This is a genomic window from Gordonia terrae (assembly GCF_051789125.1).
GTDB lineage: Bacteria > Actinomycetota > Actinomycetes > Mycobacteriales > Mycobacteriaceae > Gordonia > Gordonia terrae_A.
In genome coordinates, this window is the sequence record NZ_CP196526.1 from 3024522 (window position 1) to 3037237 (window position 12716).

Annotated in this window: 11 protein-coding genes and 1 pseudogene; 6 read left to right on the forward strand and 6 right to left on the reverse strand. The window is 61.9% G+C overall.

Annotation, left to right across the window (positions count from 1 at the left end; all coding sequences use genetic code 11):
* Positions 1–50: 50 nt before the first annotated feature.
* A complete protein-coding gene (locus tag ACSUZC_RS13650) occupies positions 51–707 on the forward strand; it encodes a TetR/AcrR family transcriptional regulator (RefSeq protein ID WP_439029075.1) in 657 nt (218 codons plus the stop codon).
* A 316-nt stretch (positions 708–1023) separates the two neighbouring features.
* On the opposite strand, the gene ACSUZC_RS13655 is transcribed toward ACSUZC_RS13650, so the two are convergent.
* Positions 1024–2934 (reverse strand): flavin-containing monooxygenase, encoded by a 1911-nt coding sequence (locus ACSUZC_RS13655; protein WP_439029076.1) that lies wholly within the window; start codon positions 2932–2934, stop codon positions 1024–1026.
* Between the two features lie 938 nt (positions 2935–3872).
* A complete protein-coding gene (locus ACSUZC_RS13660; RefSeq protein WP_439029077.1) occupies positions 3873–4466 on the reverse strand; it encodes a TetR/AcrR family transcriptional regulator in 594 nt (197 codons plus the stop codon).
* A gap of 426 nt (positions 4467–4892) precedes the next feature.
* Here ACSUZC_RS13660 and ACSUZC_RS13665 point away from each other — a divergent pair, with 426 nt between their 5' ends.
* The 3 genes from ACSUZC_RS13665 to ACSUZC_RS13675 all read left to right on the forward strand — a co-directional run bounded on the left by ACSUZC_RS13665 (position 4893) and on the right by ACSUZC_RS13675 (position 7238).
* Positions 4893–5825: an alpha/beta hydrolase gene (locus tag ACSUZC_RS13665; RefSeq protein ID WP_439029078.1), complete on the forward strand. Its 933-nt coding sequence runs from the start codon at positions 4893–4895 to the stop codon at positions 5823–5825.
* Between the two features lie 51 nt (positions 5826–5876).
* The gene (locus ACSUZC_RS13670; protein WP_439029079.1) at positions 5877–6149 is read left to right on the forward strand and encodes a YciI family protein; all 273 of its coding nucleotides are present in this window, start codon (positions 5877–5879) and stop codon (positions 6147–6149) included.
* A gap of 120 nt (positions 6150–6269) precedes the next feature.
* Positions 6270–7238 carry an SCO6745 family protein gene (locus tag ACSUZC_RS13675; protein ID WP_439029080.1) on the forward strand — a complete coding sequence of 323 codons (969 nt, stop codon included), beginning with the start codon at positions 6270–6272 and terminating at the stop codon, positions 7236–7238.
* Between the two features lie 21 nt (positions 7239–7259).
* Here ACSUZC_RS13675 and ACSUZC_RS13680 read toward each other — a convergent pair whose 3' ends face one another.
* Positions 7260–8021: an enoyl-CoA hydratase/isomerase family protein gene (locus tag ACSUZC_RS13680; RefSeq protein ID WP_439029081.1), complete on the reverse strand. Its 762-nt coding sequence runs from the start codon at positions 8019–8021 to the stop codon at positions 7260–7262.
* A 72-nt stretch (positions 8022–8093) separates the two neighbouring features.
* On the opposite strand from ACSUZC_RS13680, the pseudogene ACSUZC_RS13685 reads away from it, so the two are divergent.
* Together ACSUZC_RS13685 and ACSUZC_RS13690 are read left to right on the forward strand one after the other, a co-directional pair.
* A pseudogene (locus ACSUZC_RS13685) lies at positions 8094–8255 on the forward strand (helix-turn-helix domain-containing protein); the annotation flags it as partial.
* A gap of 168 nt (positions 8256–8423) precedes the next feature.
* Positions 8424–8966 (forward strand): TetR/AcrR family transcriptional regulator, encoded by a 543-nt coding sequence (locus ACSUZC_RS13690; RefSeq protein ID WP_439033122.1) that lies wholly within the window; start codon positions 8424–8426, stop codon positions 8964–8966.
* Position 8967: 1 nt separating this feature from the next.
* Here the strand turns inward: ACSUZC_RS13690 and ACSUZC_RS13695 are convergent, their stop codons facing one another.
* The 3 genes from ACSUZC_RS13695 to ACSUZC_RS13705 all read right to left on the reverse strand — a co-directional run bounded on the left by ACSUZC_RS13695 (position 8968) and on the right by ACSUZC_RS13705 (position 12229).
* On the reverse strand, positions 8968–9798 hold the full coding sequence (locus ACSUZC_RS13695) for an SDR family oxidoreductase (protein ID WP_439029082.1): 831 nt from the start codon (positions 9796–9798) through the stop codon (positions 8968–8970).
* 95 nt (positions 9799–9893) lie between these two features.
* Positions 9894–11150, reverse strand: coding sequence for an acyl-CoA dehydrogenase family protein (locus tag ACSUZC_RS13700; RefSeq protein ID WP_439029083.1), 1257 nt, complete (start codon positions 11148–11150; stop codon positions 9894–9896).
* 20 nt (positions 11151–11170) lie between these two features.
* Positions 11171–12229, reverse strand: coding sequence for a phosphotransferase family protein (locus ACSUZC_RS13705; protein ID WP_439033123.1), 1059 nt, complete (start codon positions 12227–12229; stop codon positions 11171–11173).
* Between the last annotated feature and the right edge of the window lie 487 nt (positions 12230–12716).

The window sequence follows — 12716 nt, forward strand, 5'->3', positions numbered from 1 at the left end:
GCCACATTTGCGTGATAAGCGTTTAGCAAATATCGCCTACAATGTGATCCATGTCAACCCCGACGTCGAGTGAGCAACCTCCGCTCCCTACTCCGCCCCGAAAGCGTCAGAGCCATCAAGAGCGCAGAAGCATCGCCGAGCAGGCGCTGATGGAGGCCGCCCGCCAGCTCATATCCCGCCGCGGCGTCGACCTGACCTCGGTCGCAGATATCGGCGAGCTAGCCGGCTACAGCCGGGGCCTGGTCAACCATCGCTTCGGCTCGAAAACCGCCCTACTCCAGCAACTCGCCCTTACGAGTCAGAAAGTGGTCGAAGATCGCCTGAACGACCACTACGAGAACAAGTTCGAGGCAGTGCTGCGACTGGCGCACGTCTATCTCCAATGGGTCGAGGAAGAAGAAGACTTCGCGCGCGCGTTCTTTGCGATGTGGGGGGCAGCCCAGCCGGATGAGTCCATCCTGCGCGAGGTGTTCGTCGTCCTCGACGACATCTTTCGTAAGCGTTTCGCCGACTTGCTCGTCGCAGGCCAAGTTCAGCGAACCATACGAGCTGACATCGACGCCCCAGCAGTCGCTGTGGTGCTGGTAGCTATGGCTCGAGGAACGGGAATGCAGTACGTGATCGCTCCGCATCGCGTCGACCTCGGAGCAGTCGACGCGACAATGCAGGCATTTATCGAGCAAGCCCTGAGGCCGGTCGCCAGCTGAGAGATCTCCGTCTTTAACGGATCTCCTTAGGACCGAACTCGTTTGCACCCAGAGCCGCGTCTGTGTGAGAGAAATCCCGCAACGCCCGCTGATTAGATTTTCGAGGGGAGTCCTCAAACAGTCGACGAAAGGCGGGCACGGTGAGTGGCGGCGGTCCGGAACCAATGGGCTCGGGGCGCCCGGGAGATCGACCCGCAGCTGTAGCTGGTCGTGGCCTCGATTCGGGGTACCCCACAAGAACTGTCGAGGCCACGACCACCAACACAACATCGGTCAAGCCGTGAGACGAGTGCGCATTTCGTCGAGACCGACCGTTCTACTTTAGAACAATGTGGGTTTCAGCCGGCTGGCGCAACCGTGCCCACCAGTCTTCAAAGCGCAGTGGGTTGGGCAGAATAACGTCGCCTCTCGAGTTCCGGTAATAGGTCGTCGATCGTGTCTCACGAGCCCAGATGGAGTCTTTCAACTGCTCGGTCATCTCTGTCACCCAGGCGTCGAAGGCGGCATCGGTGACCTCTAGCGACGACGAATTGGTTTCGAACAGCAGCTGCAACGACTCCATTACGTAGTGCACGATCATCTCAACCGGGAAGTTGTGTCCGCCACCATGTCCGGGCGAGGCGTGCGGCCCTGAGGTGATGAACAGGTTCGGGAAGCCGGGTACCTGGCAACCGTTATAGGCGGCCGGGGAGTCCTGCCACACATCCGCGAGCAGCTGTCCACCCTTTCCTGCGATATCGATATGTGAAAGGTACTTGAACTCGAAACCGGTGGCGTAGACGATGATGTCCACCTCGTGAAGCCGGCCCTCGCCGTCGATGATACCCTCGGGCACAACCGACGTGATACCCGACGTGACGAGTTCCGACTTCTCCGACTTCAACGCCTCGAAATAGCGGCCTGGATCTCGGATTATCCGTTTGCCCCAGGGGGCGAATGAAGGCGTCAACTTCTCTTTCAGATCAGGCCGATCCGCAAACATTTCGTCGAGGTAGGAAAGTCCCACTTTCAGGGCCTCGTCATTCAGAGGGCTGATCGACAAGTCGTGCTCAGACGCCCACTTCTCGTCGAAACGGACCATCTCGTAATTGGAGTCGCTGGAGGGCAGGAACGTGAGAAGCCGGTGCCAGTTGACGTAGAACGGAAAATTTTTTGCGAGCCACCGATGTTCGTGAGGGAGCGGGTCCTTGCCCGCGCTCGGCATCACCCAGTGAGGTTGGCGTTGAAAGACCGAAAGGCTGCTGACCTCTTCGATGAGCGAGTCGACGATCTGCACGCTGGTGCACCCGGTGCCGACCACAGCCACCCGCTTGCCCTTGAAGTCACAGGAATGGTCCCATTCCGAAGAATGAAACGATGTCCCAGCGAAGCTGCTCAGTCCTTCAACAGTTGGAAACTGGGGGCCGGTCAAGTATCCAGCCGCCGTGACGACCGCATTGGCGCGGAGTAGCGCCTCTTCGCCGTCTGCGATGTACCGAATCTCCCACTCTTGATCGTCTTCCAGCCACGTCATCGAGGTCACGGTTGAGTTGAATTGCAGAGTATCGCCGATGTCGTACTTCTCGACCACCTTTTCCAGGTAGTCGAGGTACTCGGCACCCGTGGGGAATGCCTTCTTCCAGTCAGGGTTCAGCTCGAAGTGGAAGGAATAGAACGCGCTGGGCGTGTCCACTCCGACACCGGGGTACGTGTTCTTCCACCAGACTCCACCCAGCGCGGGGCGAGATTCCAGAACAGTCACGTCGATCCCGGCCCGTTTGGCCGAGATCGCCGTCGATATGCCGGCCATCCCCGCACCCATGACAGCTAGCTTGAAGCCCTCCGGCGCCTTGGCGGTCCGGTCGAGTGTCTGCGCGAACCGCACGAATCCGCCCTGCTCCCTGTAGAACTCAGCGGACTCTGGAGCCACCGTCCACCCGACCAGGGCCGAACACAGCGCTGCAAAGTCAGCATCCGAGAGATCCGACGCGTCCCGATTCAGACGTTCCGGCGACTTGTTCATTGCTTCGATCGCCCACGCACGGAGCTCGCGCGCATCTTCGCTGGGGAGCTCGGCAACGATGCCGGTTCCATCAAAATGATGACGAAGGCGTGACGCATACCGCTCGATCGGCGAGGTATCGCCGGTCATCGTCACCAAACTGGCAAGAAGGAGTGCCGGGTTGGCGACTCCGACCGCCGATTCGAGATCGAGGGCTTCATCTGCTCTGACGAGTTCAGTGGTCAAGGGAATACTCCATTCGGGACAGATCGTGCGGGTTTGATCCGAGGGAAAGACGCGGTGACAGTAGGTGTGGTCCACGAGTCGATCACTGCCACCGACGATTTGGTGGTGCGTTGTGATTACTAGTCACCACTGTCTGGTAATCAGGACTGTAATGAGGATCACGTAGACAGTCAAGGGTTGACTTCGCCAGCCGTGAGAGCTGAGCGACCTGTCCCCTGGTTTCCTGCACCGGCGAACAGAAGTGGTCGGGGTCCGGTGCGACTCATCATTCGGCCCCGAAGACATCCCAGAACCGGGACGATTATCGCCACCAGCAGAAGGATGAGGCAAGACGCGTCAATGGCCCGATTGCTACCGCCCCGGCGATGAGTGTGGAGAGGAGTACCTACGTGGAGGCAGCAGGTGAGATCTGCAGCTCGGTCGACAGCAACCCGATCATCGGAATGACCATGAGAGCCTGGATCTCCGCGATCGCTGCGATCATCGCCAATCCGATTGCCGCCCAGAACTTACGCGGAGGAAGTCGAGTCGATGCGGACTCAACGGATCGTCGAAAGGAACTGTCGATAGTAGGCGTCGACGTGTGAAGTGTTGCCCGCGATGGGTCCAAACTGTGATCTCTCGTGTGACACGTGCGAGGGGATGACGCTCATGAGAAATGTTGCCTGACAAGACGCTGGCCACGAGGCCAACCTGCAGCGACCCGGCATTAGCGGAGACCTGCGCGCGGCGGCCGTAAGGGCCACTTGACGGCATCCCCATGCTCGCCAGGTCACCTTTCTAGCGTGTTGTGACTAGTATTTCAAGAGCGACCGAATTGCGCTCGTACAAACGTCTTTAGAACAACTCGAATGTGGGCGCGCAAGCACGCGGGACCGCGGGCGGACGCGGCCGCGACGCCAAGGGGAGTTTGGGGACCGGCAGGAGGGATAGCTGGATCAGTTGCGGTGAGGAGCCAAGGCGTGGAGGAGCAGACCGACGACCGACCGTTCAAAACCGGCTGACAGCGGTCGGTCAGTTAAGGTGGATTCGAGCCACAGGGCACCGACCAGACATCGCGCAACGGTTCTGAGTTCGACGTCAGCTCGGAGCTCGCCACGCTGTCGTGCGCGCCGCAATACCTGCTCTACCGTGCGATTGGCCGGCAGAGCGGCCTTGTTTTTGTACTCTTTGACTACTTCCGGGAACATTTCGCCCTCGGCCAGCACATGCGCAAAGACCGAACTGAGGCGCGAATCGTTGAACACCTCCGCCCAGTCGTGCGCCAGGACACGCAAGTCCCCTTGCAGCGTGCCGGTATCAGGCACGTGAATTCGGCGTTCGGTGCGTCGAAGCGCATCGGTGATCAGGCTGTCACGCTCTGGCCATCGGAGATACACGGTGGCACGTGCGACGCCGGCCTCTTTGGCGACGCGTTGTACGGAGAAGTTCTGGAACCCGCGAGTGGCCAGCTCGGTGATGGCAGCATCCAGCACAGCATCATCGATGTTGTCGTCTCGTGGCCGGCCCACGGATCGCGGCACTGCGGCCATGTAATCCTCGCACTTCATTCGGGTGCAACCAGTCTACTGGCCGGGCTTTTTGCCTGATTGGTGACCCTATCGCGAAGTTGTGGACATGAAACCATCGTTCACCCACAGCACCTGAGGTGCCCACAGTCGGCTGCATTACGACGAGGAAGGCCGTCTGGCGCATACTCACGCGAACCATGCTGCGCGCGAGCGAAATAGGTAGTCCGATCCGCAGTCGGCTAGTGCCTTGTTATTTCCGACACTCGATGCTAGAAATGTTGTCAGCATCACATATTGGCGCCGGTCGCCGGTAACCGACCGCTCTGGTGCCCACGTCGCGCCGGCGCACCGTCGATACATCCTGGTGCGCTTGGCGGGCGCTTGGCTGCCGAAACCCGCCCATCGATCAACAACATCTACCGCCACCGCAGGAATAGGAGCGCCACGATGGCCCTCGATCCCGATGCCCGCGAGCTTCAAGACGTGCTCATCGACCAACCACTGGATCTCGATGATCTCGAAACCACTCGAACGCTGTTCTCCTCGGCACCCACTCCCCCGGCGCCGGAAATCGAAGTGGTGCAAGACGCAACTGCGCGAGGCCCCTACGGCGACATCCCTTTGCGCCTCTATCGACCAACTGCCGGTTCGGCCTCGCCCGCGGTCGTGTGGCTGCATGGTGGCGGGTTCGCGATCGGCGATCTCGATAGTCACGATGCGTGGTGCCACCACCTGGCGGCGGCCAGTGACTGTGTTGTCATCGCGGTCGACTACCGACTTGCACCGGAGCACAAGTTTCCGGTACCCGGCGAAGACTGCTTTGCCGCCGTGGAGTGGGTGCACGCCCATGCTGCCGAACTCGGGATCGACGCTGCACGGATCGCCATAGGCGGCGACAGCGCCGGAGCGACTCTCGCCACCGTTGTCGCCCAGATGCTTCGCGACCGCAAGAGCGATGCTGTGGTTCAGCAGCAGATCCTCGCTTACCCGACGGTCTACCTTCGGGTATCGAATCCGGAGTACAGCACAGGATTTCTCAGTGCCAGTGTGTGCGAACAGTTCTGGCAACTGTACATCGGTAGGGATGCCGATCGACTTGATCGATACTGCGCGCCGAGTAACGCCGGCGACTTGGGTGGTTTGCCACCCGCGTTCGTGCTGACCGCCGAAGAAGATCCCACGCGCGACGACGCCGAGCGATACGGCGCCCAACTGTCCGCCGCTGGTGTACGCGCCACAGTCAAACGCTATCCCGGCACCTTCCACGGGTTCCTCACGATGCAGGGTGTGCTCGGTCGCGCATCCGAGGCGCTCGACGACGTTGCTCGTGCAGTCCGCTCCGAATTGGGAGCTCCTGCAGCGACTCCCGCCACCGTCTGAACACGGGAGATCCTCCATAGCATTTGGATTCAACCGAAGAAGGAGCAAACAATGAAAATCGCCATACATGTCAGCACCTACGAGCGCGAACCGACGCCGGAAGAGACAGAAGCGCACGTGGGATGGCTGATTGAGCGGCAGAATGCGGGAGTGCTCCTGGCAGCAGGATTACGCTCAACCGGTGACGGCGGTGTGGTCATTCTCGGCGAGCACGATTCGTTGGACACGATCGACAGTGATCCATATGCTGCAGCCGGCGTAGCGACGTACGACACCACGACACTCGAAGCCGCACTCGGCACCTTGGCCACACAGGACCGATAGGTTCAGCGCCAGCTCAGCACTTCAGGCGTGCGGGTTCAGACGCGTGTGCACCGCATTCAGGTGCAAGTTCACCTCAAATAACAAAGGAGCGAGAATGTTTGACCTACGACGGGTTCGCCCATGTATGGCCGCAAGCAAGAAATGGCTTCACGCATGATCGGTTACGCCGATGGGCGACTGGTCATGCCGGCTGTCGGGCTGGGCGAGATGTTCTATGTGGTACCCCTTCTGGCGCCCGCAACGCGTGAACCCTACGAACGCATTGGCTTGACTGACATCGGCAGCACATACTTCGCGACGCGCTCAGCGCCGCTAGGTGCGGTCCCGGTCGAAACCGTGATCGCCACCTTCTTCGGTTGGTATCCGGGGAAGGTACGCCGGTATCTACCTCCGGCGTGGGAGTCGACCACTCCCGCCAAAGCCCTGCACGCGCAGCGAGTGGTTGTCGACGCCACGCTCCGGCGCGCCCTGGGATCGTGGATCGACAGCCCTGAGGCGCGCGAGATGGCGCTGTTGATGCGCAAGGCTGCAGAAGATCGCGATATCGTGGGACGCCCGTTGTTCTCCGCATTTTCGGCCCTCCCATGGCCTGACCCCGCCGAAGCACACATGACCATCTGGCACGCCTTCGCCCTGCTCCGCGAGTTCCGCGGCGATTCCCACCTCGCAGTGTTGGTCGCGAACAATATCGACGCTTGTGAATGCCACCTCATGATGGCCGCAGCAGTAGTGGCAGGTTGCCAGTGCCATCAGTCGTTTGCGGGGACCGGTACGAAGGTCGACGTCGAGACTCCGCCCAATGCGGCTGTGCTGGCCGATCGGGAATGGCCGGTCAGCGAACGCAAAGCCGCGCTCGGACGTCTGACCGATCGGGGTTTGCTTACCGCCGACGGTGATATGACGGCCGCCGGCATGCAGTTTCACCTCGACCTGGAACGTCAGACTGATCGCGCCGCGACCTCTCCCTGGGAGGAGGCCGACAACAGTGTGGATCGGCTCAACGAATTGTTACCGGAACCGGTCGGGTTGTTGGCTCAGGCATGGAACCTCGACGCGGACAAGACGCACTTCGCCACCGCCGTCGAGTAGACCCACTTGCCGACGAAGCCCCTACCGAGCCGCAAACTGTCCGATGCGGATGACGGCGTCGGGCGACGAACTGACCGCGGCGATGGTCGCGGCTTCGTCGGCCAAGTGTTCGTCGAAGGTCCGTGCGAAAGAAGCGCGGGCCAGGCGGCGTGTCTGTCCGACAGCCGGAAACGGTGCACGGGCGAGGATCTCGACGAGTTCGTCCACCCTGCTACCCACCGCATCGTCGCCTACGACATCGGTGATCAAACCCCACTCGAGTGCCTCGTCAGCGTCGAGAACTTTGGCAGCGAGCAACATCTGAGTTGCGCGCCGAAATCCAACCACACGCGGGAGCAGCGTCGAGACGCCGCAGTCCGGGGACAACCCGACTGCCGAGTATGCGGCGACAAACTTGCTGGACTTGCCCGCGACGACAAAATCCGACGCTAGCACCAGGCCGAGTCCAGCACCTGCGGCCGAACCCTGCACTGCCGCAACCACCGGAATCGGCAGGGTGTCCAGCGTGATGAGGGCCCGGTGCACTATGCCAGCGAGATCGGACAGGAACTCGGGGGTGTTGTCCGACTCGGCCATCCGTCGGACATCACCGCCTGCACAGAAGTTCTTGCCACCACCGGAGAGCACGACCACGCGGGCCTTCGTCTCGGCGACGAGGCGTTCGATCGCTGCCTCCAGCGCAGACGCGAGTTCGGGATCGAGAGCATTGGAGGCGGCGGGTCGGTTCAGGTGAATACGCACAACTCCGCGTGGGTCGATGAAGTACTCGACGGGGATCATCATGGTCCTACTTTCTGTTGTCTAGAGCGGTTTGTTCGGCTTTTCCGAACAGTAATGTTCCGTTAGGCTGAACAGATGTCGGTTTCGAGGAGTACGGACAGCCCTGGTGTCCACATCGGCGCCCGCGTGCGGGAAGTGCGGAAGGCAACGGGTGTGTCTCTTCGTGAGCTGGCGCGGCGTCTGGCGCTGAGCCCAGCGACCATCACCGCGCTGGAGAAGGGCCGGACGACGATGAGTGTCGACCGGCTGCACGAGATCGCTTCGGCGCTCGAGGTCTCGCCCACAGAACTGTTCGCCACGGGTACCCCCGTTGACACTCGGACGACCGCCGATCACGATACGCCCGCCCGCGGGCATTGGCGCGAGTTCGCGGACCCGGGGATGGACCCTGTGCTCCGAGCGGCATTGTCCTGCATCGTCGATCAGGGATATCACGGCTGTTCCATTCGCGATATCGCCGAGAAGGCCGACTCGAGTGTGTCCGCTCTGTACAACTATTACCCGAGCAAGCAGGCGATGTTGGTCGCGCTGTTCGACATGACGATGACCGATCTGCTTGGCCGCGCCACCGCAGCGAGAGACGAAAGTGAACCGGGTGAACCCGTCGAGCGGTTCTCGCGACTTGTGGAATCGTTGACCCTGTACCACAGCTACCGCAAGGAGATGGGCTTCGTCGGTGCGAGCGAGATGCGCAGTCTCGAAGGAGAGAACTATGCGGCGATCGCGGCGAAACGTGTTGCGCTGCAACGTATGGTGGATGCCGAGGTGCTGTCGGGGGTTGAACTCGGAGTCTTCGCCACGAACCGGCCGCACGAGGCGGCGCGGGCGGTGGTGACCATGTGCGTGGCGGTGTCCCAGTGGTACAACCCCGACGGCGACGAATCTCCCGAGGACATCGCCTCCACCTATGTGCGGTTCGCGTTGGATCTCGTTGTGCACCGGAAGTGATCTAGCGAGGGTCGACGAAGATGTCGTAGTCGAGCGGCTCGACACCTCCGTAAGGGGTGAGGTCGGTGATGCCGACTTCGGCCAACACGTCGACGTCGATCAACGTCTTGCCTGATCGGTATCCTGGGGTGTGCGAGAGCACGGCAGCGGCAGCATCGGCCATCACCTGTGGGCTGCGCGCGTGTGAAGTGCCCTCCTCGCCGCCCAGCAAGTTCTTCACCGCAGCCGTTGCGATGGTGGTCTCGGGCCACAGACAGTTGCTCGCGATGCCGGCCTCTGCGAACTCCGCAGCGAAACCTAAAGCCAGCAAGGACATTCCGTACTTTCCAAGGGTGTACCCGGGATGCTTGCCCAGCCACTCCTCGGACATGTTCAGCGGCGGCGACAACGTCAGAACGTGTGCCGACGAAGACTTCTTGAGGTGGGGCAGGCATGCCTGCGTCAAGGCGAACGTTCCGCGCACGTTGACCTGCTGGATGAGGTCGAATCTCTTCAGCGGCAGATCCTCGGTGCCGGAGAGATTCAAGACGCTCGCGTTGTTGATGCAGATGTCCACACCGCCGAACGTCTCGACCGCCGTGCGCGCGGCCCGCTCGACGTCCTCGCCGTTTCGCACGTCGCCGACCACGCCGACAGCTTGTCCGCCCGCTGCCTCGATCTCGTCCACCGCAGTGTGGATCGTGCCTGGTAGACGAGGGTCGGGACTGTCGGTCTTGGCCAGGAGCACCAGGTTCGCTCCGCCGCGTGCAAGTTCGGTCGCGATGGCCAGACCGATGCCGCGGCTACCGCCGGACATGACGGCTGTGACACCGTCGAAACGCTTGTCGCTCATGTTTCACCTCAGATTCGTTCGATGATGGTGGGCGTGGCGATGCCGCCGCCCTTGCGCGGTCGCGCGCATCAGGCGCGCCTCCAGGGTCGATCCTTTTACTGAGCAGACTTCCTCAGCTCCGCCTTTGCGATGGTGCGTACATGAACTTCGTCCGGGCCGTCGAAGATTCGCATTGCTCGGTGCCACCCGTACATCGCTGCGAGCGGCACGTCGTCGCTGACGCCCGCTCCACCATGGACCTGAATTGCTCGATCGATCGCATCGAGGGCAACGCGCGGAACAGACACCTTCGCGGCCGAAACGTAAGGAGCTGCAGCCTTGTTGCCGTGCTCGTCGGTGATCTTCGACGCGTACTGACACAGCAGCCGTGCCTGATCGATCGCGATCCGGGACTCGGCGATCTGCGCCTGCACGACGCCCTGCTCGGCAAGCGGTTTTCCGAACGCGACCCGGGATTGGGCGCGCGAGACCATCAGACCGAGAGCACGTTCCGCGGCGCCGAGAGCGCGCATGCAGTGGTGGATACGGCCGGGGCCGAGGCGTGCCTGCGCTATCGCGAAGCCCGCGCCTTCCTCGCCGAGGATGTTGCTCACCGGCACCCGCACGTTTTCGTACACCACTTCACAGTGCCCGTGCTGGTCGTGACGACCGAACACCGGAACGTCGCGGACCACCGTCACACCCGGGGTGTCGGTCGGCACCAACACCATCGACTGCTGCCGATGAGTCACGGCGTCGGGGTCTGTCTTGCCCATCACGATGAGCAGCTTGCAGCGGGGGTCGGATGCACCGCTGGTCCACCATTTGCGTCCGTTGATGACGTAGTCGTCCCCGTCGCGCTGGATGGTGGTCTGGATATTGGTGGCATCAGAACTGGCGACCTCGACCTCGGTCATCGAGAACGCAGATCGAATCTTGCCGTCCTTCAACGGTTCCAGCCACCGGGTCTGCTGCTCTTCGGTGCCGAACAGATGCAACAGTTCCATGTTTCCGGTGTCGGGCGCCTGTCCGTTCGTCGCCTCCGGAGCCAAATGCAAGCTCCAGCCGGTGATTTCGGCCAGACCTGCGTAGTCGAGCTGACTGATTCCGGAGTACGCAGGGAGGAACAGATTCCACAATCCGCGTGAGCGAGCTTCCTCCTTGAGGGCCTCGACAACAGGCGGCAGAGTGCTGTCGCCTGGCCCGACCTGCGCACGGTAGGCCTCGTATTCGTGTTCGGCGGGAAAGACGTGCGTGTGCATGAAGTCGACGAGCGTTTCGCGGAGCTCGAGCGCCTTGGCCGACGGTCTGAGATCGAGCGAGGCAACGTCGACGGTTGCGGGCATGGCCGACGTATTGACCGAGTGAGTCATGTAGGTGTCCTTCGGTGGATTCAGCCGGCCAAGCCGGTGACGGATGAAGCAGATGCACGCTCGAGTGCGCGTCCGAGGAGCGGACCGACCATCTCGCCGACGCCGGCGAAGTCCTCACCCTCGGTGTGCCCCTGGGCGTGACGGGCGTGGATGCCTTCGAGGATGATCGCTATCTTGAAATCGGCGAACACCAGATACCAGTCGATGTCCGGTACATCGATCCCGCGAGCGCTCACGTACCGCTCGACCAGCTCGTCGCGGGTGGGAAAGCCCGGCAGTGCCGTCGCGCCTGCGGTGATGGGATTGAAGAACTCGCCTTCGTGGTCCCAGAACGAGCACAAGATGCCGAGGTCGGTGATCGTGTCTCCCAGCGTGGACATCTCCCAGTCGAGGACCCCGAGAATACGAGTGGGGTCGTCGCGATCGACCATCATGTTGTCGATCTTGAAGTCTCCGTGCACGATTCCCGGATAGCTTCGCGAGGGCAGACCCGCTTGGAGGCGTCGAAACAGCTCGGCGACCTCCGGTCGATCAGACGTGGCCGACGCGTCCCACTGGCGTTGCCAACGTTGGATCTGCCGCGCGAGAAAGCCCTCGGGCTTGCCCCAATTGGCGAGCCCGACATCGGCGGGATCGATATCGTGCAACTCGGCGAGTGTGGTCATCATCGAATCCGCCAGACCGGCGCGCTGGGCTTCGGTGAGCTGCAGGGTGTCGTTCTGCGTTCGTAGCGTGATCCCGTCCAGCTTGTCCATGACGTAGAACGACGCTCCGATCACCGAAGGATCCGTGCACAGCCCTACGGTTCTGGGGACCGGTACGGCGCTGTCCTTCAAGGACGACAACGCACGGTATTCGCGGCCCATGTCGTGCGCGGTGGGAAGCACGTGTCCCTGGGGAGGTCGCCGGAGGATCCAGCTGCGGTCACCGTCGGTCAGCGCGTACGTGGGGTTCGAGCGACCGCCCGCGATGAGGGTGGCCTTCAGATCCCCGACGGTGCCGGTTTCGACTCCGCGCAGCCATTCTCGCACGCGGATCACGTCGAGTTTCTCCACTGCCGAGGTGGTGCTCACGGTTATCCCTTCGATTGATTCTGCACCGCCGACATCCTTGGGCGAGAACGCGGGAGGGTTCGGCAGTCGCAGGTTCACCATCGGAGCGAGCGCGGGCCAGGTTGCCGACCCGTGTTCGTGATCGCATCGCGCCGTCGTGCTCCGACCTTCCGACTCGCTTGCGGGCGCACAGGGCTCTCGCGGCAGCCCGTTGATTCTCAACATGCTCGCGAACGAACGCTCGTTTGTCAACGTTGCTGATCGATCCAAAAGTGCTGTTCTAGCTGTCGAGTCCATTCGACGCGTTCAGCACATGCATCGCGGACCTTCAGCTTTCGAAACACTGGACACGTGAATCGCGCGTCCGCTCACCCCGTCGGGACCGACAGTTTGCGTCGCGGGCCGGCGTCCGCGGACGCTTCTTCTCATGCGCGGGTTATCGGGGGCGAAAATCAGACGTCCGGCGGATCGGCTGCTCAGCCGTCATGCTCCGGGCTTGCAACTTGGTGGAGGC